Annotated in this window: 17 protein-coding genes; 6 read left to right on the top strand and 11 right to left on the bottom strand. The window is 70.4% G+C overall.

Annotated features, from left to right (window positions below):
• Positions 1–128 precede the first annotated feature (128 nt).
• The 9 genes from ACQVFL_RS18230 to ACQVFL_RS18190 form a co-directional block, all read right to left on the bottom strand.
• The gene (locus ACQVFL_RS18230; protein WP_431727098.1) at positions 129–488 is read right to left on the bottom strand and encodes a GPP34 family phosphoprotein; all 360 of its coding nucleotides are present in this window, start codon (positions 486–488) and stop codon (positions 129–131) included.
• Between the two features lie 87 nt (positions 489–575).
• Positions 576–1,274, bottom strand: a complete 699-nt coding sequence (locus ACQVFL_RS18225; RefSeq protein WP_431727097.1) for a DUF6082 family protein — start codon at positions 1,272–1,274, stop codon at positions 576–578.
• A 32-nt stretch (positions 1,275–1,306) separates the two neighbouring features.
• A complete protein-coding gene (locus tag ACQVFL_RS18220) occupies positions 1,307–1,903 on the bottom strand; it encodes a DUF6879 family protein (protein WP_431727096.1) in 597 nt (198 codons plus the stop codon).
• A 10-nt stretch (positions 1,904–1,913) separates the two neighbouring features.
• Positions 1,914–2,183 carry a hypothetical protein gene (locus tag ACQVFL_RS18215; RefSeq protein ID WP_431727095.1) on the bottom strand — a complete coding sequence of 90 codons (270 nt, stop codon included), beginning with the start codon at positions 2,181–2,183 and terminating at the stop codon, positions 1,914–1,916.
• A gap of 244 nt (positions 2,184–2,427) precedes the next feature.
• Entirely contained in the window at positions 2,428–3,627 is a 1,200-nt protein-coding gene (locus ACQVFL_RS18210) for a helix-turn-helix domain-containing protein (RefSeq protein WP_431727094.1), read from the bottom strand.
• 350 nt (positions 3,628–3,977) lie between these two features.
• On the bottom strand, positions 3,978–4,766 hold the full coding sequence (locus ACQVFL_RS18205) for a GntR family transcriptional regulator (protein ID WP_431727093.1): 789 nt from the start codon (positions 4,764–4,766) through the stop codon (positions 3,978–3,980).
• Between the two features lie 252 nt (positions 4,767–5,018).
• Complete coding sequence (locus ACQVFL_RS18200) at positions 5,019–5,204, bottom strand: hypothetical protein (protein ID WP_431727092.1); 186 nt, start codon at positions 5,202–5,204, stop codon at positions 5,019–5,021.
• A 399-nt stretch (positions 5,205–5,603) separates the two neighbouring features.
• Entirely contained in the window at positions 5,604–12,425 is a 6,822-nt protein-coding gene (locus ACQVFL_RS18195; RefSeq protein WP_431727091.1) for a hypothetical protein, read from the bottom strand.
• 397 nt (positions 12,426–12,822) lie between these two features.
• Positions 12,823–13,803, bottom strand: coding sequence for a LysR family transcriptional regulator (locus ACQVFL_RS18190; RefSeq protein ID WP_431727090.1), 981 nt, complete (start codon positions 13,801–13,803; stop codon positions 12,823–12,825).
• A 211-nt stretch (positions 13,804–14,014) separates the two neighbouring features.
• On the opposite strand from ACQVFL_RS18190, the gene ACQVFL_RS18185 reads away from it, so the two are divergent.
• From ACQVFL_RS18185 to ACQVFL_RS18165, 5 genes are all read left to right on the top strand, one after another.
• Complete coding sequence (locus ACQVFL_RS18185) at positions 14,015–15,007, top strand: glutamate ABC transporter substrate-binding protein (protein WP_431727089.1); 993 nt, start codon at positions 14,015–14,017, stop codon at positions 15,005–15,007.
• Between the two features lie 20 nt (positions 15,008–15,027).
• On the top strand, positions 15,028–15,699 hold the full coding sequence (locus tag ACQVFL_RS18180; RefSeq protein ID WP_396694574.1) for an amino acid ABC transporter permease: 672 nt from the start codon (positions 15,028–15,030) through the stop codon (positions 15,697–15,699).
• Between the two features lie 180 nt (positions 15,700–15,879).
• Positions 15,880–16,491, top strand: coding sequence for an amino acid ABC transporter permease (locus ACQVFL_RS18175; RefSeq protein WP_431727088.1), 612 nt, complete (start codon positions 15,880–15,882; stop codon positions 16,489–16,491).
• Between the two features lie 28 nt (positions 16,492–16,519).
• Positions 16,520–17,311, top strand: a complete 792-nt coding sequence (locus ACQVFL_RS18170; RefSeq protein ID WP_396694578.1) for a class II glutamine amidotransferase — start codon at positions 16,520–16,522, stop codon at positions 17,309–17,311.
• 77 nt (positions 17,312–17,388) lie between these two features.
• Positions 17,389–17,955, top strand: a complete 567-nt coding sequence (locus ACQVFL_RS18165; protein WP_396694580.1) for a DUF2087 domain-containing protein — start codon at positions 17,389–17,391, stop codon at positions 17,953–17,955.
• Positions 17,956–18,012: 57 nt separating this feature from the next.
• Here the strand turns inward: ACQVFL_RS18165 and ACQVFL_RS18160 are convergent, their stop codons facing one another.
• Positions 18,013–18,189, bottom strand: a complete 177-nt coding sequence (locus ACQVFL_RS18160; protein ID WP_396694581.1) for a hypothetical protein — start codon at positions 18,187–18,189, stop codon at positions 18,013–18,015.
• A gap of 86 nt (positions 18,190–18,275) precedes the next feature.
• On the bottom strand, positions 18,276–19,400 hold the full coding sequence (locus ACQVFL_RS18155) for a serine hydrolase domain-containing protein (protein WP_396694803.1): 1,125 nt from the start codon (positions 19,398–19,400) through the stop codon (positions 18,276–18,278).
• A 525-nt stretch (positions 19,401–19,925) separates the two neighbouring features.
• On the opposite strand from ACQVFL_RS18155, the gene ACQVFL_RS18150 reads away from it, so the two are divergent.
• Positions 19,926–23,030 carry a hypothetical protein gene (locus ACQVFL_RS18150; protein ID WP_431727087.1) on the top strand — a complete coding sequence of 1,035 codons (3,105 nt, stop codon included), beginning with the start codon at positions 19,926–19,928 and terminating at the stop codon, positions 23,028–23,030.
• Positions 23,031–23,174: the final 144 nt, after the last annotated feature.

Genomic DNA, 23,174 nt, shown 5'->3' with positions numbered 1-23,174 from the left:
GCCTCGCCGTACGCCGCCCTGGTCACCAGTCGAACGCCGGGGATCGTCGGCGGGGGAGGGACGGCAGCTCTCGTGGGGCAGGATGTGTCCGTGATCCTGATGGTCCCCGCGAATCCGATGCGCCCACGTCAACCCGACGACCACTTCACGGCGGAGGCGCAGGCGGGAGCCTGTCCAGCACCGGCCGCCGCAGGCCGGGGCCGATCGCCGCCAGGACGGTCTGGGGCGCTGCGGGGCATGTCCGAGACGTAGTCCCAGGTCGAGCGCAGGAGGTCGGCGGGGGGTACGTGGTCCGAGGCGCCGATCCGTCCGTTCGCCGTGGTCGCCACGTGGCCGCCGAGCGCGAGGTCGGCGAGGACGGCTCCGGCGAGTACGTAGAAGAGGGTGTTCTCGCCCGCGATGGTGCCGGACCGGGGCTGGAACAGCAGCAGGAGGAGATCGTCGGCCAGGGTCGGCGGGTCCGAGGACTTCCACGTGTCGACGGTCATCGGCGGGGCTCCCAGCGGAAAGGGCAGGCGTACGGCACAGTCGCCTGACGACGACGGCGCGGCACATCAGCGTCGCCGTTGGGCGGTTCAGCCTTTTCCGCTGGTAATGCGGCCGTGCCGGACGAGGTAGCGGGCGGCGAGAGCCACGCCGCCGCCGAGGACGGCACCAAGCGCCAGGTCGGCTGCGCGGCTCTGGGTCCTTCCGCGCTGCGCCGCATGCGGGTCGGGACCTACCGCGCGGTCGTTCGACGATGATCGGCCGTCCATCGCGTCGGCCGGCGGACCCGCAGTGACGGCCGTCTGGTAACTCCGGTCCACGATCAGGGTGAAACGCCGCGCTCGTCGGGACGTCTCCGCCTTCATGCGTGGACCCCGCGCCTCCGCCCAGAAGCGTCGTCCGGCCATGCCCTTGAAGAACTGATCAGCGAGGATCTCCAAGTGGTCCTCGCTCAGCAGATCCACTTCCCACATCAGTTGCCAGTGCGACACGATCAGGTTGGTGTAGACGTGTTTGCGGAACCACTCCAGGTCCGTTGACTGCTCGATCGGTCCCCAGCACTCCAACAGCCCCGGATCATCGATAGCCATCTTGAGCAGGTCGGTGTGCAGCGCGCGAAGTGCCTGCTCGCGAACTGCTTTGGCCTCCCTCGCTTGCACGATCAGAGAGATGGCGACCCCTACGAGCGCGAGACCGGCGAGGATCGCCGAGGCTGCTCCATAAGCCTCACCGACGTTGCCGAGCAACGACCAGTCGTAACCGGGTCTTTCGCCGACCCAGAGACACACCGCCTCCATGCTTGAACGTGGAGGCGAGGCTACTACAGGTGGGCGTTGGGTGGTGACAGCCCGTCGACCTCACGGTCGAAGAACGAGTCGAACGACTCCGCCCTGGCGAGCAGCGCCCGCACCTGCGAGCGGCAGCCCTCGACGACCTGCGGTTCTGCGAACTTCTCCGCACCGATCGGAGTTCCATCGACGTCGTAGCGGACGTCGTACACGGCCCTGTCGCCCGCCACCATCAGCTCCGGCACCACGCCGTGCTCCTGCTCGTACTCCCAGACCTTGTCGGCGGTGAGCACCCGAATGAGCTCACCGGCTTCGGCGCGGAAACGGAGGAAATTCAATTCCCAGATCAGGTACGGCGTGAGCGGTAGCTCCACGATCCGCAGACGGTGCAGCCCGGAACCTCGCTCGGCGAGGAGTGCGAAGAACTGAGCCAGATCCGGGTTCGGCTGCGCTGCGATCAGCAACGCCTCGTCCCACCTGCCTGCGTCGAATGCCTCCCAGCTCGGGCTGCCGGGCTCCCGGAACGTCTGCATCCGCTCCGTCTTCAGGATCGGCTCGTCCACGGACTCCACCATGGCGTAGAAGTCCGCCTCATAGTCCGACAGACTCAGCGCTTCCCCGGACGTCATCCGAAGCAGGTCACGCATCCGGGATGTCCGGCTTCGCGGCGAGGATCATGCTGCGCGGGATGACGACCAGACGCTCGTCACGGCCGACGCTGACGCCTTCAGGAAGCCGGTTGGCGTAGACATCCGTGAGGTCGCGGCCGATGACCGCCACATCGCCATTTGAGAGCTCCCAGATGTCAGGGCAGGTCGTCGTGCCGCCACTCTCGCCCAGCTCGGCAGCCGAGCGGCCGAGTCGTCGCGTGAAAGTCGCTGCCGGGTCCGCATTCCATCGAGGCTCCATGCCCATCTCCCACAGTCACGGAACGGGCGCACAGAATATCCAGGGTTGGGCAGCGAATCGCGTCAGTTAGTCTCCGTTTCGCACGACCCGAACTCAATCTTCGTCGTTACGCGGACACCAACCGACGACGGGCGGCGCCACCCGGGATTCGGTGGAAGGCGCGGATCAGGTCGTCGAGCGGTACGTCGCGCACCACGCTTCACAGGTCGTCCCGGGCGAGGTGGAGTCTCGGTAGGTGTGTGGGTCAGGACTGTCGGGTCAGGCCGACGACGGCCGCCAGTCGCGCGACGTCGGCCGGTGCGGGCCCGCGCTGGATGATCTCGGCGAGGAGGGTACGGGCGGCGGGGCGACTGCGGACCTCGGCGGGCGCGACGCTGTCGGCGTCGAGCAGCGCGTGTCCGGCTCGGCCGGGATCGCCGACGTCGAGGTAGGCGCGGGCGGCGTCGACCAGATGGGCGGCGCGATGTTCGGGTGGCAGTCGTGGCCAGTCGTCGCTGGCTAGGGCGTGCCCGTGTCGCTGGACGGCTTCGACGGTGTCGCCGAGGCGGTGGGCGGCGAGGGAGCGTGCCACCTGGACGGCGACCGGCCCGAAGCCGGTGTGGTCCTCATCGATGTGGTCGAGGGGTCCTTCAGCGAGGGTGGCGGCGTGGTCGAGCAGGTCGTGGGCGTTGCGGCGGTCACCGTCACCGGCGGCAGCGAGCCCGGCCTGGAGGAACAGGGTGCCGCGTACGACGTCGTCGTCCGTGGTGTCCGCCGCCGTGAGCGCGGCGGTGAGAGCGAGTCGGTGGTGGCCGAGGGCGCGCAGCGCCTGGGCGACGGAGATGGTGGCGCTGGCGGCGAGGGCGGGGTCACCGGCGGCGGTGGCGACGGCCCGGTCGGCGGCGAGCCAGGCGAGGTCGGCGTGGTCGAGTTTGACCAGGACGGCAGCGGTGATCCGGTAGGTCGACGCCAGCAGTCTGTGGAGACCCTGGGTCGCGTCGAGCAGGCTGGGCAGGGTTCCCACGAGTTGCGGGTACCGGCCGTGCTGGTAGCTCATCCAGGCGTGCGCGACCTGCCGGCCGGCCTGGTGCTCCGTGACCGTGCGCTCCGGCTGGTACTGGTAGCAGGCCAGTGCGGCCCGGATCGCGTCGACACCGTCCAGACTCGGCGTCGTGGGTGGCGGCCGGCGAGGCCCGAGGAGCATCTCCGGATCGAGGCGCAGAGCGTCGGCGATTTCCTGGATCACCGAATACCGGTCGAGTTGACGTACGCCGCGTTCGACCTTGTCGACCCAACTCTTCGACTTGCCGAGCCGATCCGCGAACGCCTGCTGGGTCATGCCCCGGTGCGCCCGCAGCTCGGCCACCCTCCGCCCGAGAGGTACGGAGTTGTGGTCACGCCGGTGGGTCATCTGCTGCCGCCGGTCGGGGGCATCGCGTCGGTCGACTCCCCGCAGCGCGGACACCACCGCGATTTCACCCGAAACGCGAACAGCCCGGCCAGGAACCCCAGCAGTACGGCACCAAGCAGCACCGGCACCATCTCGACAATCACGAGTTCCGACCCTCCGCCGAGGCCAAGAGCCAGGAGGGCGCCCGCAGGCGGGAAGACTCTGGACGGTGATGTTCTGTCGCATGAGCCGCAGCCGCGCCGTTCCGGCGTCGTGTGGAGGTAGCGCGCATCACTGATCCCTTCGGGAGTCTCACTCCCCACACCGACACCGTCGTTCGATGACTGATGGGGCTGTCCCTACAGGACCAAGCCTGACGGATTGTCAGCAGACAATCAAGCTTTGGGGTGACAATTTCTTTCGATCTAGCCTTCGGCGGGAAAGTCGTAGACCAGCTCGTACGCCTCAGCGTCGAGCACCATCAACGACACCTCGACGCACCGGTCACCCGCGAAGGCGTACCTGGTGATCTCAAAGACCAGGCTCCCTTCTCGGCGTAGCCCCAGCCCATCGCGGTCATCCACCCCGTCGATCTCCTCCGGCGTGGGCGCGCGGCTGATGACCCGCTCCACGAACCGGGTGGGCCCGAATCCCAGCTCGGCCAGCCGGGCGAACGTACCGCCCGGCCCAGTGTCGGTGTGCTCGATGCGAGTCCCACGGGTCAAGCCCGTTGGCAGATAGGCGGTGGCGAGTTGTACCGAGCGTCGATCTCGCACGAACCGGCGGTATCTCGACAGCACCACCTCACCGGGCGCTACTCCGAGCGCTTCGGCAACGTGTGGTGGCGGCACCACATCGCCCACTTCGACATCTACTGCCTTCGGCGGATTCGCTGCATCGTGCGCCTGGATCGACAGCCCGCGTCCCCACTGCTTGAGCGACAGGCGGCCTGGCGAGGTGCGAAGGATCCGGCCTGCCCTGACGTAGCTGCCGGAACCTCGGCGTGACTCGATCAATCCTTCGGCCCGAAGGCGATCAATGGCCTTCTCCGCAACGCCACGAGCGACGCCTTCCTCGGTAGCTGCGAGTTCCCGCAAGGTGGGGAGTTTCGCGCCAGCCTGGTAGCCCGCGACGCCCTCTCTGATCCTGCGCCTGAGCTCGGCGGCGAAGGTCTCGGCGCTGTGCCTCTTCGTGTGGTCGCTCGCGTTGTCCACCGGATCTCCAACTGTCGTCTGACAGAAGGCTACTGGCGACCCGACTTCGACATGGATGGGGCCCTGAGGCCAGTCAAATCCTTGAATATAACCTTGGGTCAAAAATTCTGTCGACAGACAGTTTGTCCCTGCTGCGGGCGGCGTCCGGGTCGTCCTGTTGAGCTCAAGGCAGCCGGTGCACCAGCAGCCGCCATGAGTGGAGACGCTGCCGGATGCAAGGCGTTCGTAAGTCCGCTGATCGGCCGACCGGACTTACGGCAGGTGTTCGGCGGCGAGCTGCTCGGCCTCGGCCACGAACTCGTCCAGCTCGGTCGGGGTCAGGTTCGACTCAAGGAGAATCTGTCCGAGGACGAAGATCTCGATTCCCAGCACGGCCTCGGCGGAGAGGTTGTCGATCAGTTCCGGCTCGCCCACGGCGGCCCGGATGACGCCCTCCACCTCAAGGGCGGGTGGGGTCGCACCTGCTGGTACTGGGAGCGAGCTGACGACACGAAGGCGGCTATGTCGGTGGGGGTGGCGTTGGCTCCGAGGTGCCGATGAACCGCAAGGGCGAAAGCGGCCTCGATCAGCCGCAGGCTGCCGGGTAGGCCGTGCTGCCTGATGTCGGCTGCCACGGCGTCGGCGGCTCCCGGTCGGCCCTGGCGAGAGCCCGAATCAGGTCGCGCAGCGGATTAACGTCCACGTCTTCTGAACCTCGCTATCCGTTCGTTGATCACCGCAGTGACCCTATGTGCCGCGACGCCCACCAGGATGCCGAGGATTGCGAGGTTGCCTGCGGCCTCCACAGCGTCGATCTTCGGCCGGGGCGAGTAGCCGATGTCGCAGAACTCGTCGACATCAGTAGCCGCACGACGCGATCAGCGCGGCCAGGTGGTCGAGTCGGGCTGACGTGGACGAAAGCCGGCCGTCGCGGTGCAGGCTGTCGGCCAGCGGCGTACCGCTCCACCAGGCCGGGTCGGTCCGCGACACCCATTCCACCCGCAGCGTCGGATCGATCAGACACTGCACGCTCGTGATCACGTCGTCGATGCTGCGGAGCACCTCCTCGTCGCGGTCCCGGTCGGGGACCCGGCGGGACAGCTCCAGGACGACGGCGACCGCCGTGGCGATGACGCCGTCCACCCGTTCGCTCGTGTTGGTGGCACCCGCCAGGACCAGTGCGGCATAGTCGTCGTACGACAGTTGGCGGTCGAACACCGCGCGAAGCAGGAAGCGGCCGGCGTGGGGGTCGCTCCACTCCGGCTCGCTGCGCGTGAGGTAAGCGAACATCTGCCCGGCCCACAGCCCGGCGACCGGGGGATGCGGGCTCCACGGGTCGGTGACGACCGGGGCGGTCACCGCCTCACCCGGCGGTGCGGTGTCGTCGCGGGCGGCCAGTTCACGCCGCAGGAGCACGGACATCGCGGCGAGTTCCCGGTCGGCCCGGCTCTCCGCCCACATCTCCTCCAGCACCCGGTTGGCGATCCCGCGCCGCGTGCTGTGGGAATCGGCCACCCCGAACTCGTGGCGAACGCGTTCCGAGTCGTGTCTGATCCGGTCGGCCACCTGCCACGGACCGACCTGGTCGAGCCAGGTCAGGACGCCTCCCGGGCGTCCCTCGGCGGTCATGGTCTGTTCGAGCGCGTCGAGCACCTCGGGGCGTACGAGCCGCTCTCGTAGCTCGTCCAGAACGGCCTGCCGCTGCGGCCAGGTGTTGGTGGAGAGCCACCGAGCCAGGTCCCGTGGCAGCGGGGGACGGGCCACCGCCCGACTCGCCTCGACCGCTGCGGTCACCAGGTCGGCGGTCGGTCGTTCCCGGAACAACTCGCGCCGACCGCCCGCACCGCGTAGCTCCCATACCGTGTCCAGGGCCACCCGGTCCTTGTCCACCGGTGCCGGTACCCGCCGCACGGTCACCACCGCCGCACGGTCGAGCCACGCCTCCAGTAGCGAGTCGGCGCGCAGCACCGCCACGACCACACCACGCCCGTCCCACCAGGCGAGCCGGTCCACCGCCTGACGAAGCGCCGCGACGACGGCGGCGTGCTGCGGCTGTAGCCGGGGCGTGTTGACGATCACCACGTGCCGCTGCGCTCCCGCCGCCTGCACCGCCTGCGTCAGCGCGGTCAGCGCCGGCTCGTCGCGGGGGCCCGGCGGGGCACCGGCGAACCAGACCCCGTTCACGGAGGTGATCTCCTCGGGCAGCAGCGGGTCGTCCTGGACAGGGGCGGCGACGTCGACCGCCGGACCGCTGTCCGCGCGTACCGTCGACGCGGCGGACGGTGGGGCCGTCGACGTGGACGGCAGGTCGGCCGGTGTCTGCTCCGCGCCGGTCTCGGCCGCGAGGGACGCGACGTCGTCGTAGGTGATCACCGCGCCCGGTTCCACGTCCACGTCCGGCGACGCGATGCTCGGCGTACGCGGTGCGGAGCGCACCGGCGAGGCCGACGCGACGTCCAGCGGGGTGACGCTGGGCGTACGCGGCGGCGGTGTCGGTGTGACGTCCAACGACGCCACGCTCGGTGCACGCGTCGGCGCGACCTCCGGGGCAGGAGGGGGCGGTTCCGGTGCCCTGGGCGTGACCGCCTCGACCGGTGCCGGGGCGGGTGGGGCCTCGGTGGTGCGCATCTCGATGTTGCCGACGACCCACCGCCTGCCGTGGGGACCGTTGACCCGGACCACCGCCACGGCGACGACCTGGTATCCGGGTGTGCCGTCCCCGGCGGCCGACTCCACCGGGGTGCCGAACCGGAGGATCTCGCGGCGCTGCGCCGAACCGCCCACGCCCTGACCGTGCGGCGCGTCGACCCCGAGAATCGGCAGCGTCGGACCACCGGTGTTGGTGACGTCCCGCGTCAGGGGGTGGGCGTCGCCGAAGGTCATCGCAGGGATCACCGACCCGGCGACGGTCGTGGTGAAGCTGTCGGTGTTCGCGTTGATGCCGTCGATGGCCACGTTGCGGCTGGAACTCGCAGGCCGTGGGGAGAAGAGCGCGAACTGTAGCGAGGTGCCCGGCCCACCCGCGCGACCCAGTAGGCGGCCCACGGCGGCGGGTTCCAGCATGGTGACCCGGCCCGAGCGGGCGAGGCTGGACAGGCGGACGAAGATGCCCTCCGCCGAGGTGGAGTTGTGCAGTTGGTCGTCGTCGGCCAGGGACGGGTCGACGGACCGGATAGCCTCGGCGAGCTGCGTGACCGCGTCGAAGTCGTACACCGAGAACGGCCGGCTCGGACGCCAGGGCGGGCCGGTGACCAGGGCCCGAACCGATGCCGGGATCTCCAGGTCGACGACGACCGCGTCGGTGGGCGGGGGTACGACGGCGGTCGGGGCGGAGGTGAGCAGCAGCGGCGAGATCTGCCGCTGGTCACCGAGCGGGACACGAGGCGTCTCCGCCTGGCTGAAACGCAACGTGACCAGGGTCGCGAAGGCGTGTGAGGACTCACCGGCCGCGCGGAGCGTCGGCAGGCTCGGCCAGGCCAGCCGGACGAGCCGGCCCGGGGTGCGGAGTCCGTTGATCGCGGCCCGGCCCACCCGGACGACGAGCGCGTCGTCCAACGGCATCGAGCGGACGGCGACGCCGAGCGTGTAGGGGACACGGTCGAACTGGGTGGTGGCGATCGTCCGTTCCCAGGTGCGGTACTCCCGCAGCGACGTCGCGGTCTGCACACGTTGGTGCTGGGCACCGATCGAGAGGGCCGGCTGTGCCTGGTGGCCGTGCTGCTTGACCATCGGGGAGAAGGCGGCGCTGTTGGCGACGACCCGGGTGACGCTCTCCTTGCTCGCGCCCGGGGTCTGTAGTGAGCCGCCTTCGCCGGACGAGTGGGCCAGGATGGTGTCCAGGCCCGCGCTGGACGAGGTCGGCCGGCCTCGCCGCGCGGCGAGCTGCGTGGGGCTCTCCACCGGCTGCGCGCGGAACTCGACCTCCACCAGCCGTGGCCCGAGCCACGACCGGTGCACGAAGTGGAACGAGGCGCGGCCCTCCGGGCCGATGTTGATCAGAGTCCGCAGCCCCAGGGTGGACGTGTGGTCGGTGATCCGCGATCGGACCCCCGGCAGGTAGGCGGCGTGGCCGGGGTGGGTCACCCCCGGTGCCTGGGCCTCGACCATCGCGCGGACGTGGCTGCGCAACTGCGGGCGCGGACCTCGGGGGACCACCGCGGTGGCCACGCCGAAACCGAGCCTGCCGCGGCCGTGCACGAACCACGAGGGCAGCGTGCGGTCGGCGATCGCGGCAGTCTGCGGGTCGGCTGGCGTGATGCCGGGGATCTGCCGCAACTCCGGATGGTTGAGCAGGTCGTTCTCGACGAGCAGGAACTCCACGGCCTCGGGTACCTCGACCACGACCTGCCACTCGGCGAACGGCCGACCCGCGAGCGTCCCGGCCACCACGTTGCGGACGCCCTTGGTGACCGTGATCAGATAGACGGCCTTCGCCGCGAAGCGGAACACCGAGACGTCGTTCTCCGTGGTGACCCGGAACGCCATCGTGTTGTCGGCGAACGTCGTACGGGTGTCGGTCTGTCTGAGGTGGGTGTACGTCCCGGCCGGTACGAACTGCGTGACGCTGCCGTACGAGCCGCTGAGCGTGGCGGGCAGCTCGTACCCGACGCTGTCCTCCGCCGTCTGCGCCGAGCCGTCGAGGGACTGCAGCCAGCTCTCCATGTCCATGACACCGGGTGCGGGCAGGAGCCGCACGTCGGTGAGATAGCCCTCGACCGTCACCGAGATGTCGGTGCCGGACACCATGCCGTGCCCGCCGATGTTCTCGGTCACGTACTGGTCGTTGAAGACCTGTAGGGCGTTGGCCACCAGATGGTGCGGGGAGACCGCCGCGTGCGCCACCTCCTGCGCCATGGTCTCCGGTCGGTCCAGCGGCTCGCCGAGCGTCCGTCGCCGCACCCACGCCCATCCGTGCATCGCCGCCCGGCCGAGCCATCGGGCCGTCCGGCCGCCCCACGGCCAGAACACCCGGTTCTCCGGGGCCGGGGCGTCGTCACCGACAACCGCCATCGGCGCGATCGCCTCGTCGACCGGAAAGGCGCCGGGCATGGTGCGCGGCCGATCCGTGTCGGCCGCACCCGGCAGCCTGCGTGCGGGCCGCACCGGCTGCATCTCCAGGTCGCCGCCGACCGGCGGCGGCGCCACGTCGTCGACCGGGTACGCGCCCGGCATGCGGGGGAGTACGGCGGTGGGCGCCTCGGCCGGTACGACCGGAGGGTGTCCGGCGCCGATCAGGGCCTTGACCACCGCACGGATGACCCGGCTGCCCTCCACCCGGTCCACGTACGCCAGGCTGGGCAGGCGCAGCACGCCGTTGCGGTAGATCGTCTCGTCCGGTTGGTCCAGGCTGGTGCGATCCTGATCGGTGACAGCCCGTGGTGCGGGATCCCGGTGCGGACGGATCTCCACCGGCTCGGCGAGCGTGCGATAGGTGGGTACCGCCAGTCCGAACATCCCGTCGGCCTCGGTCGGCTCGGGTGAGTCGCCGTGACTCCACGAGATCTCCACACGCAACCGCACCGGCACCTGGAACGCGTGCGACCCCTCACCGGTCGGGCTGAGCGCGTACGACTCCTGGCCGAAGCCGATGGTGGTGTCGGTGATGGTGGCGGGCCGGGAGAAGCGGTTGACGCCGCCGGAGAAGCCCTGCACCGGCCGGTCCGTCGCGGTCGTCCCGGCCGGGTTGGTGGAGGAGCCGGCGACGCCACCGTTCCAGCCGAACGGTGATCGGCTTCGTCCCTCACTGGCGGGCAGGGTCGAACCCGTCCAGTTCAGCGTCTGGACGTCGGGCAGGAACAGGACGTGGACGACCCCTCCCTGGGGGCCGTCGGTGAAGCGGCGTTCGGCGACGATGCGGGCCTCGGCGCGTTGGATCTCGCCCCGGACCGGCAGCTCGAACACGATCGGGTAGCCACCCTCGATCATCTCGTCCACGGCGCCGCGCAGCCCGACGCCGGAGCGGGCCACGTCGAGCTTGCGTACGTTCACCAGGCGCTGCACCCTGGTCGCCTCGTCGGTCAGCGCGTCCGACGCCGATTCGTCCTCGGGCGGCAGGAAGCCGTGCCCGGTCAGCCAGGTCTGCACCGCTGCGAACAACGGGTCCGCACCGGTGACCCGCAACGGCGTGGTGGAGACGCCGATCGACCGGAGCTGCGCGATCTCGGGCGGCAGGTAGCGTGGCGTGGTCGGTCGTCGGGTGACGAGGTCCGCGGACGGTACCCGCAGGATCGCCCGGTGCGGCACGCCGGAGCCCAACGGCGTCGCCGTTTCGGGGCGGGCCGCGGCACCGGTCGCGCGGACCAGCTCCACGTCGAGGATCACGTCGACGCCCTGGGGGATCAGCGGCTTGCGGATCCGCAGCGAGTGCGAGGTGCGTGCCCCACCACCCGATCCCAGCGTGTGCGACACCTGATGCCGCGCACCGAGCTGTCCCCGGACGGCACCGCCGGCCGGCTCGCCGCCCGCGTCGGCCGGTGAGGTCGACATGCCGAAGGTGACGAAGCCGTCGACGCCGACCGCGTTGGTGACCTCTGCGGAACCGTCCACCCGCAGGATCCGCAGCACGTGCGACTCCAGCACGGCGTCCTGCGTGGCCGGACCGGTGACCTCCCGGGCGACCAGGGTCGCGCGCATCCGCAGGTATCCGACGACGAACCCGTCGTCGTCGAACAACAGTGGCGACGGATGGCTGCCCACCCAGGCCAACGGGATGTTCGCGCGCAGGCTGTACTCGCCGAAGAACTCCCACAGGTCCCGTCTCGACGCCTCCGACAACGTCGCGAGGTGCGGCCGGAACGACGCCATGACATCGCGGAAGATCAGGTCGGCGTCCGGTACCGACTGCACCCCGAACAGGGGCACGTCGCGCAGGACGTCCAGCGGCGCGGGTACGAGCGCCCCCGCGTCCGGGGGCGTGGGCTCCACCTGATGCGTCGGGAACCACACCGTCAACCGCTCGGGCGGTGGGCTCTCGAGGTCGGTCCACGGGCGGTTCCCGTCGTCGCCCATGCGGAGCTGCCACCGCATCCGGTAGCGGTACGGCCACGACCGTTCGCGGCTGCGCAACAGCGTCAGCGCCTGCACCGCGCCGGTGACCGTCGCCGAGCTCGACGTCTGGTTGTACGTCATGCTCGGCTGGACCGTCAGCGCCACCCGCCGCAGCATGCCGCCGGTGTCCGCCGGCACCGGGTGCGAATAGGTGAACGGCAGGCGTACGGTCCGCAGGTCGCTGGCACCGCCGCTCTCCGCCACCTCCCAGCCGCCGAACGCCCAGCGCTGGAGCGTCACGGGAGGCCCGTCGGGCATCTGCTCGATGTCGGGGTCCGCTTCCACCGCGTCGCCCAGCAGCACCCGCAGCCACGGGGTCCGCTCGCCGTCGGCGGGGCTCGACAGCGGCAGCCCGGTCTCGCTGCGGACCCGGGGCCACTCGGTGAGCAGATAGTCCGAGGTGAGACGCCGTTCCAGATCCGTGCCGAAGGAAGGGTGCGTGCCACGCGTACCGGCCGCCGCCTTCACCTGCGCGAGCAGCCACGCGACGACGGCCTCGGGCACCGGCGCGATGTGCTCGAGGCCCTGCGTGCCGTCGAACCGTGATCCGTACCGCCGTACCGCCTCGGTCATGTCGCGGCGCGGGGAGGCGGGCGTCGGCTCTTCCCGGGATCCGTCCTGTGGCGACGTCAACCGCTGGTTCCTCCCTTCTGTTCCGACGGTCGTTCGACGGTTCGTCGCCGCAGGGCGCGACCGATCGACTCGGCCGCGCAATGCGATCGAGGAATGGTCTGTCCGCGCCCGACGAATGCAGGAATCACAGCCGAGGAGATGAGAAACGCCGCGATGTCGAAATCGCGGACGGCGCGACCGAGAAACCGTTCCCGGCTGTGTCGTCGAGCTCAGCCGGCGGTGCTACAGAACCGGAACGGTTCGACGAAGCGGCGTCGAATGGGACACCTGCTTGCACTCATGCCAAGAGGCTAGATCCGGCGGCGGTCCGATGTCAGCAGGTGTGATCCAATACACCTGTTAACCTACCGGTTAAGTGGGAGTTGCGGCACGCTGTACCCGTGCAGAGCGCCGGCCCTCAGGCCGCCTGTGGCCCGGAACGGTGCACGCCGACCGGCGCCGACCGCAGGCGGCCTCGCAGACTGCGCGCGGCCGTGCGCAACTCGCGGACGGTGTGCGCGACCGGCGCCTCGCGCAGCACCTCCGGCGACGCCAGTGCGTAGATCCGACGTTGCGGCCAGTTGGCCAGCGGCCGGACCCGGAGTCGGTTGTCGAGGTGGGCCGAGATCGCCAGCTCGTTCATGAGGGTGATGCCGACGCCGCTGGTCACGAGGTTCTGGATCGTGACATGGTCGTCCGCGGTGGCCACCAGGCGGGGTTCGAAACGAGCCGCCGCGCAGGCGGCGAGGAACCGGTCCCGTACCGTCTCCATGACCCACGGCTCGTCGGCGAGGTCGGCGAAGTCCACCTCGTCACCGTCGGACGTCTCCCGGGCCAGCCGGTGATCGGCCGGCACCACGACGCACCGGCGATCGGTCATCAGCGAGACGCGGCGAAGGCCCCGCTCCGCGTCGGCGGTGCCCTCGTTGCTCCAGTCGCACAGCAGGCCGACCTCGATCTTGCCGGACCGCAGGAGTTGTGCGGCCTCGGGCGGTTCGACCTGCTGCACGACGAGTTGCGGTGGGGGGTCCGCGCCGTCGTCCGGTGTGCTCCGGGCGAGTCGGTCCAGCAGTGAGGGGACCAGTGTGGCGCAACTGCTCCGGAAGGCCCCCAGGCGGACGGTGTCGGCCCGCTGCTCGCTCATCGCCCTGATCTCGGACTCGGCGGCGGCGAGTGCGGCCAGCACGATGTCGGCGTGGTCGGCCAGCCGGCGACCGGCCTCGGTCAGCACGATTCCTCGTCCCGCCCGCATCACCAGGGGCGCGCGGGCAGACCGTTCGAGCAGCCGCATCTGATAACTGATGGCCGGCTGGGAATAACCGAGTGCTCTGGCCGCTGCCGTGTACGAGCCGTGCCGCGCCACTTCGGACAGGATGAGCAACTGATGCGTGTCCAACACGAGCTGAAGCATAAAGAGCGCTTATGAATGCTCGGTGACGTTTTGATTGGACGTTCGGCGGCATCGGCCCGATGCTTTCTGCGCAGCCGAATCCGGCTGAACCTCGCTATCACGTGGTGCCCGACGCGGCCCCTCGCGGCACCTTTCGTCTACTGGCCTGCGTGTATCCGGACCACCCGAATCGCACCGGAAATCCCTGAGGAGAGACACCGTGGAACGACCAACCGCCCTGGCTGCTCGCAGCCGTCGTCGGCCCTCCGGTCGACGAGCCGTCGTCCTGGCCACCGCCGTCGCGCTGGCCACCACCCTCGGCGTGACGGCGGGATGCAGCTCCGCCCCTCTGCCGGCGCCGCCCGGGACCGCCGCCGCCGACGGGGGAGCGGGTGGCGAGTCGATCGAGAAGATCCTGGCCGACGCTCCCGTCGCCGATCCGGCCGACCTTCCGGCGGGCAGCCGGATGGCCACCGTCAAGCAGGCGGGCACCCTGCGCGTCGGCGGCACCACCACCGCAGCCCTGTTCTCCCTCAAGGACCCGACCACCGGAAAGGTGACCGGCTTCGACGCCTACCTGTCCCAGCTCCTGGCCAAGTACATCACCGGGACGCCGTCGGTCGAGCTGGTCCAGGTGACGGCGCAGACCCGGGAGCTGTTGCTGCAGAACGGCACCGTCGACGCGGTCTTCGCCACCTACACCATCACCCCGGCGCGGGCTGAGAAGATCAACTTCGCCGGACCGTACTTCAACTCGGGCACCTCCATCCTGGTCAAGAAGTCGGAGACCGGCATCACGAAACCGTCGGACCTGGCCGGCCGGACGGTCGTGACCCAGGCCAACTCCACGGCGGTCAACACCCTCAAGCAGGTGGTCCCGGACGCGAACCTGCTCCTGCTGGAGACCAACGACCAGTGCGTCCAGGCGCTCCGCCAGGGCCGGGCCGAGGCGTACGTGCTCGACCAGGCCATCCTGCTCGGCAACGCGCAGCGTGACCCGGAGGTCAAGGTCGTCGGCCAGCCGTTCACCGAGGACCCCTACGGGGTCGGGCTGCCGCCCGGTGACGCGCAGTTCAAGACGTTCGTCAACGGGTGGCTGACCAAGATCGTCGAAGCGGGCCTGTGGGAGCGGATCTGGAAGCTGACCGTGGGCACCGCGATCGAGGGCGAACCGCCGGCCCCGCCGGTTCTCGGCTCCGCCGCCGGAAGCTGAGCGCGATCCACGTGTCGTACGTGTCGGAGGTGGTTGGGTTCCCGCTGGTCGACGGCGTGCTCAGCCACCTCGGCCGGCTGGGGGCCGGCCTCCTGGTCACCATCGAGCTCACCGCGGCCTCGTTCGCGGGCGCCATGGTCCTGGGGACCGTGGTGGCGATCATGCGGATCGTGCCGGTGCCGCTGCTGAGGGTCTGCGCCGCGATCTACGTGCAATTCATGCGCAACACGCCGCTGCTGGTCCTACTCGTGCTGTTCGTGTTCGGGCTGCCCGAGATCGGGATCCTGTACGACCTGTTCTGGACGGTCACCACCGCGATGGCGATGTACGGGGCGGCACTGGTCGCCGAGACCATCCGGTCCGGCATCCGGACCGTACCGCCCGGTGAGGCGGAGGCGGCACGGGCACTGGGCATGACCACGGCCCGCAGTCTGCGCCACGTCATCCTTCCGCGCGCCTTCCGCGCGATGGTCCAGCCGCTGGGCAACATCTTCATCGCGATCGCCCTGAGCAGTTCCCTCGCCGCGGCGGTCGGCGTCACCGAACTGACCGGTGAGACCGATCTGATCAACCTGGAGTTCGCCGACGCCGGTCCGACCTTCCTGGTCAGCACGGCGCTCTACCTGATCCTGACCCTGAGCATCGGCGTGGTCACCGGGCTGCTGGAGAAGAGGGTGGCGATCGAGCGATGAGCGTGTCCGAGCAGGCCCTGTTCGACCAGCCGGGTCCCCGGGGCCGGCGATGGATCCGGCTGGCGACCATCGGCACCGCCGTGCTCCTGGTCGGCCTCTTCTGGGGGGGCGATCACCGAGTTCCACGCGCACGGCCAGCTCGACCCGGCCAAGTGGACGATCTTCGGGCAGTGGCCCGTGATGGCCTTTCTCCTCCGGGGCCTCGCGGCGACCCTCCTGGCCGCCGGGGTCAGCGCCGTCATCGCCGCGCCGTTGGGGTTCCTGGTCGCGCTCGGCCGGCTGTCCCGGCGACGGGTCATCCGGTGGCCGGCGGTGGCGTACGTCGAGCTGTTCCGCGCGGTACCGATCCTCCTGCTGCTGTTCGCCTTCCTGATCCTGGCGCCCCGCTTCGGGCTGCGGCTACCGATCTTCTGGCAACTGGTCGTACCGATCGTGGTCTCGAACGTGGCCGCGCTGGCCGAGATCTTCCGCGCCGGAATCCTCGCCGTCGACAGGGGACAGACCGAGGCCGGGCTGTGCGTCGGCCTGAGCCCGGCGGCCACCATGCGGCTGGTGGTGCTCCCGCAGGCCCTGCGCCGCGTCGCCCCGGCGCTGGTGACGCAGTTCATCCGCCTGCTCAAGGAGAGCACGCTCGGCTACGTGGTGAGTTTCCTCGAACTCCTCCACGCGGGCCGGGTCCTCGGTGAGTACACCCACGCCCTCATCCAGACCTACCTCGTGATGACCCTCATGTTCGTCGCGGTCAACGGGCTGCTGTCGTGGTTCGCCACGGTTCTACAGCGGCGTGGCTGACCGCCCGCCCTACCCCGGGAGTAGCTCCATGTGTCGTCTGTTGGGTGTGGTCGGCGCGTCCGCCGGTCGCCTGACCGATCTGCTCGCCACCGAACTGCCCGGCTTCACCGAGCTGTCGGCCGAACACGGCGACGGCTGGGGCGTGGCCCACTGGCACGACGGTGAACTCCGCGTCGACAAGGAGCCGACGTCGGCCCGGACCAGCGAGGGATTCACCTCCGCCCTGAGTCGGATCACCACCGACGCGGCCCTGCTGCACATCAGGCTGGCCAATCCCGGTTCTCCGCTCGTCCTGGCCAACACCCACCCGTTCCGGTCGGCGACGGTCGCCTTCGCCCACAACGGTGACTTCTCCCCGGCCGACGCCGTCGACGATCTGCTCGAACCGGCGATGCGCGAAGCGGCGATCGGCACCACCGACAGCGAACGCTTCTTCCTCCTGGTCCGGCAGTTCCTGCACCGCACCGACCCGGTGACCGCACTCAGCTCGGCGGCAGCGGAGGTACGCCGTCGCGCCACCCGGTACAGCGGCCTCAACTGCCTGCTGCTGACCGAACAGTCGCTGTTCGCCTACGCCGACCACGACCCGGAATCCGCCGTCAGCCGACGTCGTGGCCCCGGCTTCTTCCCCCTCAACTACCTCGTCGAACCCGATCGGGTGGTGATCGCCTCGACCGGCTGGGACCAGCCCACCCCGCCCTGGAACCACCTTGACCAACGGCAGGTACTCGAGGTCCGTCGCGCCGATCTGCGGGTCTCCCGGCACCTGACGAGGCCCGAACTGCCTCCGGTCGCGGCCGTGGAGAGCGGCGTCCGTTGAGTACGCGACCGATGCCAGGGTCGCCTCCTCGTTGCGCGCCACCGTGGTCGGCCTGAGGGCGCTGGCAGAATGATCGGATGTCCGCCGAAGCCGCGCACGCCGCGGAGATCCTCGCCGCGCTCGCCGCTCCCGAGCGCCTCCGGGCGCTGGCCGAACTCACCCGCCGCGGTGAGGACGGGCTCACCGTCCACCAACTGGCCGAGGCTCTGGACATCCCCGCTCCGAAGGCCGGAGCGGCCCTCGCCCGGCTGCACGCGATCGGTGTGGTCACCGGCACCGGCGTCTACCGGGCTCGACTCGACGCCCTGCGGGAGAGCGCCGCCGACCTGGACCGTCAGCAGCCCATCAGCCACCTGCTCGTGATCTATCCGGAGCTGCGGAGCTTCTTCGCGCACGGCCGGCTGACCAGCGTCCCGCCGACGATGTCGCGACGGTGGGAGTTGCTGGCCGAGATGCTCGTCCGATTCCTCGACCTCGACGGCCCGTGCGACGAGGACGAGATCAACCGGCGGCTCTCCGCGGTCACCGACGACGTGGCCGGCGCCCGTCGGATGCTGGTCGACGCCGGCTGGTTGGAACGCGACCGTGCCGGCACCACCTACGGCACGTCGCGCACGCTGCCCGGACGCGAACCGTCCGCCTGATCCGACCGACGCGGAAGCGTGCGGCCGGGACGGTGCCGTCCCGGCCGCACGGATGGATCAGATGTTCGAGATGCGGAACACCGTGGTGGCGGTGTCACCGCGCGCCGCGCGGTCACCGGCGGCCGCTGCCTCCTCCGGGCTGGCGCCACGAGCCATCGCCCTGGCCACGGCCTCGTTGCGCTGCTCCTCGATCTTCCGCCTACGCCGCTGGGTGAACCTGCTCCAGATAGACATACTGAAGATCTTCCCGAGCACCGACGATCCAAACCGGTCTGCGGGATATCGCCGGAACTCGCGCGGTTCGCCTCCGGCCGGACGGGTCAGGGGACCGCCACCGCCGCGTCGTTGCCCGGCATCCGGCTCACGCTGGGCAACTGCGGCGCCGTCCCCGCCGAACGGCTGCTCACGCCGCCGGCCGGGCAGATCGCGGTGATCACGAACGTCTGCCAGGCGATGTCGACCGGATGCGCGCCGGGCAGCCCGATCTGGTAGTGGCTGAGGTTGATCCCGGACGATGCCTGGCGCACGCCGTCCCGGCTGTGCAGCGAGTACGTCAGGTGACCGATGACCGCGCCGTCGTGGCCCCAGAACTCGCCGCACGGGGTGGGCAGCGCGTAGATGCCCAGACCGTAGCCACCGGCCTCCGGAACCTCCGGGACCATCGGCACCCGGCTGAGCATCTGGTCGAGGGTGGCCGGACGGAGCAGGTCACCACGGAGCAGCGCCCGGAAGAACGTGTTCAGGTCCGCCGTGGTCGAGATCATCTCACCTGCCGCGCCGGCCCAGCTCATGTTGAACTCGCTCACGTCGCGAGCGCCGAAGGGGGCGAAGTAGGCGCCACCGTGCGGACCGCGGATCGTCGGATCGGTGCCCGGGAAGGACGTGCCGGTCAGCTTCAGCGGTCGGAGGATCCGCCGCTGCACCTCGGTCGCCGTACTGTTGCCGGTGACCGCCTCGATCAGCATCCCGGCCAGGACGTAGTTGGTGTTGGAGTAGCTGAACCGCCCGCCCGGGGCGTTGGTCGGCGGCATGGCCAGGCCCATCGCGACCAGTTCGGCCGGAGCGTACGTGGTGACCTGCATCCGGTCGATCGCCGCGTACGAGTCGATCATCGCGTTGGTGTAGTTGCCGATGCCGCTGGTGTGGTTCAGCAGCATCCGGACGGTGACCTGGGCGCCGAGTTCGCCCGGCACCACCTCGGGCAGCCGCTGTCCGATCGGGTCGTCCAGACCCAGTCGGCCCTCGTCGACGAGCTGGAGCACGGTGGTGGCGACGAACGTCTTGGTGATGCTGCCGATCCGGTGACGCATCTGCGGCTGCATCGGTCGCGGCTTGGTCAGGAACGCCTGGCCGACGGCGGCCTGCCAGTCGTGCCGACCGTCGCGCACGGCGGCCAGCGCGCCGGGGACACCGGCTTCGGGTACCGCCGCGAGCGCGGCTCGCAACTCGGCGCGGTCCACCTTCCCGGCGGACGCGCCGGGCTGCGCCACGGCGGAGGCGGGTACGACAGCGATCGTGGCGACCAGCGTCAGGCTGGTGGCCACCACCTTCAGTGTCCGAAGAGTACGAGACATAGAGATATGATCAAGTTGTTCCCATCGGAACGCATCGTGCTCAGGCGCGAGATTCGACTCCCACTGCGGAGTGAGTCGCATTCGACCAGCGGCCTAACGGGCCTCCGTCGCCCGGAGGTCTGCCACGCAGGCGCCGTCACACACGTCGTGTCACGCATCCCGGCCGGTACGGATGTCCCTGGACGACGGGCGGTCGTCCCTGTCCTCCGGGACATCCCGACCACCAGCCTCGGAACGGTCAGGTTCGATGCGGCCCGGCCCGTCCGGTCCCGGTCTTGGGAGGAACACGTGGTGACGACAGCGGCGAAGGGGTCGGGCAGACCGCCCGGCCGATACGGCAGGCCCCCGGGCCGCCGGGGCAAACTCGGACGGTGGTGTGCCGTCGGGATCGCGGCGATGCTCACCGTGACCATGCACCAGACTCCGGCGCGGGCGGTCGAGCAGGTGCCGTTCGACGAGCACACCGTGCACGGTGCGCTCTTCGCTGCCGTGGTGCAGCTCCACGACAACGGTGCCGCCGGGCTCACCGACGCCCTGCTCACCGCCGAACTGCTGGACTGGCGCACGGCGAACCCGAACGCCGACGCCGCCCAGGTCACGGCACACGCCACCGGCACCCGCGCGGCCGTCGCCACGGTGGCGCCCGACGGCAGCGGGGAGGAGCGGTCCCGCTTCGCCCTGGCGATGGCCCTGCTCGCGCGGCTGGGGGAGACCCCGAGCAGCGGCGCGGTGCTCACCGGCCCGACGGTGCGGACCTTCCTGGACAGCACCGTCGGTGCCGAGGGCGCCAACGTCGTACCGGACATGCTGAACCTGGTCCGGGGCGGCTACCAGGACGCCGCGTGGAACGCGAAGTCCCGCGACGTCGTCCGCGACACCTGGATGGAGCTGCACCGGCGGGCCAAGGTGGACGACCCGCTGACCGTCGGGTGGGACGCCGCGTTCACCGGGCGCACCAAGACGGCGGTCCGCACCCCGGTGGACACGCTGCTGGCCACCCGCATCCACGAACCGCGTCCGGACGGCAACGCCGGCACCCTCGGCCACTACGTGCCGCTGACCGCCATCCGGGACGAGCGCGACGACCCGGCCGCCTTCCGTGCGCTGGTGCAGGATCGGGCGTACGCGGCGCTGGCCGTGCTGGACGCGGGCGGACGGGCCCGGGCCGACGAGGTGGTGGCCAGGGCGGCGACGTACCCGCTCAACGGCGACCCGAAGCCGACCTCGGCGGTCATCGACGAGGAGAAGCGCAAGACCGCCGAGAACAAGACCATCTTCGAGGGGCTCGGCTCCACGGTGAGCGTGCTCTCCACCGTGATGGGGTTCCACGACAAGAAGTTCGGCAAGCAACTGGAGACGATCGGCAAGGCGATCGTCACCTCCGTCACCGCCATCAACACCTACATGACCACCGTGCTCGGCCAGGGGCTGAGCACCGCCGCCGTCGCCATGGGCACCGCGGTGCTCACCGGTAACCTGCTCGGCGCGGCGGTGAGCCTGATCGGTCTGTTCGCCGGTGGCGGAGATCCGAACGCCGCCGTGCAGGCCGAGATCGGCAAGCTCCGGGACCAGATCAACCGCCTGGCCCAGGGCATGGACCGGCGCTTCGACCGGATCGAGGCGGCGCTCACCGAGATGTACGGCAACCTGGTCGCCCAGCTCGACGCGCTGACCCGGTCGCTGGACCAGGTGCACGCCAACCTCGGCCGGATCGCCACCCAGTTGCAGACCATCGAACGCAAGGTCGACGCGATGGCGCTCGCCACCCACGTGGCGTTGCAGAACATCGCCCGCGACCCGCTGAACACGGTCATCACCACCTACGTGCACCACAAGGAGATCACCGGGGAACCGATCCCGGACTACATCAACACCTACTTCCCGAAGGCCGAGTCGCCGACGTTCGAGTTCGCCACGCTGCGCGCCGCCGCCGAGGGCACCTTCACCGTCCCGGCCGGGACGAGCACCGCCGACCCGGTCTCGCAACTCGACCTCTTCCTGCCCGAGGGCTCGATCAACTACCTGACCCAGTGGGCCGGTCAGCGGGTCGGCGGCGCCTGGACCACCGGACCGGTGGCCAATGCCGCCGCCTGGAAGACCGCCGCCCGCACCTACAACATCCTGCAACTGCAGAACCCGCAGTACGCCAGGCGGATCGACACCGGGCGGGCCGAGGCGGTGGCCCTGGCCGGTGACGAGATCAACCAGCGGGTCCGGCAGTTCAGCAAGCCGGGCTCCGGCGGCGCCACCAATGCCCTGTTCACCGCGCTGGTCGACGACTACCGCACCGCCATGAACGGCTGGCGGGACCAGGTCGACAACGTCCGCCGCGCGGTCCTCTGGAACGGCAGCGACGCGATCCCCGAGTACGACATGTGGGGCAGCCCGGACCAGCAGATCGCCGCCGGCAACCGGATCAGCGAGACCGGCTCGATCAGCCCCTGCACCGGGACTCTCGGCAACCGTGCGGTGCCGGCCACGCTGCGGCACAACACCCTGCCGAACCCGTTCCAGTTGGCCGCCCACGGCCTGCCGCCCGCCCACCGGCCCTCCTTCACGAGCTGCTACGAGGCGCAGTTCGTCAACGTGGTGGAGAACCCGGGGCCCCGCTTCCACACCACCAGCGGCGACCTGCAGATCACCGTACGGTCCCGGGTGAAGTGGGCCGGCGGCGACTGGCAGCAGGTCCGCAGTGCCACCCGGGTCTTCCCGATCGGCGTCTTCTGCTCCTGGAGCGTCCGCTCGGAGATTCCCGACGGCTACTGCTACGACGAGCGCAAGTTCCTCGACGAGCGGTGGAACACCACCTATCGGACGGCATTCGAGTCCGCCGCGATCCCGACGGTCGACGCCCAGACGGCGACCGCCCGGGCCAAGGCGGCCAGCATGCTCGCCGGCCGGCAGAAGTACTTCTACCGGGTGATGCTGGCCGGCTCCGGCACCGCCGCGCCGGACCCCGGCACCTGGGACTCGGCGAAGGCGATGTGGCAGCAGGGCAAGAAGGTCTCCGACGCGCTGCGGCTGCTGCAGGCGTACACCGAGCTGGGTTGGGGCACTGCCCTGGAGTCCGACGACGGCCTGCGCGGGCTGCTCTTCGGCAGCCACGGCCTGCCGGCCGACTGGGCCCGGCCCCGCAGCGACGCCGACCAGTCCGCCAACCGGCACCTGCACAACGCCATGGCGCAGGCGCTGGCGAACTACGCCGGCTGCACGCAGCACGACGGCTGGGACCCGTGCGGCGGCGACCAGTCCGGGTTCAACCCCCTGGCCAACCAGGGCCAGTACGGTGCCGGCTGCCCGCAGGCCACGAGCGGCGCACCCCGTGACCCGCTCAGCGCGTGCCTGTTCGGCGCCGCCGAGCTGCGTGCCAACCAGCTCGCCGCCCGGTACGGCCACTGGTCGGGACGGGTGCACGCCGGAGCGCACGTCGAAGGGCTGCCGGACGTGACCGCGACGGTCGACATGACCCGTGCGGCCAGCCGGGCGATCCGGTTGGGCTGACCGGGCGGGCCACGATCCCGCCGACCCGGGACATCCGCCCCGGGTCGGCGGGACACCCGCCGGGTGACGATGGGTAGGTCGGACCTTCGTCGACGAACGCGACACCCGCGACGGTGCCACTGTGGACCACGCGCGTGTCTACGC

It is taken from the genome of Verrucosispora sp. TAA-831 (genome assembly GCF_050780145.1).
Taxonomy (GTDB): domain Bacteria; phylum Actinomycetota; class Actinomycetes; order Mycobacteriales; family Micromonosporaceae; genus Micromonospora.
This window is presented reverse-complemented; position numbering and strand designations above follow the sequence as displayed.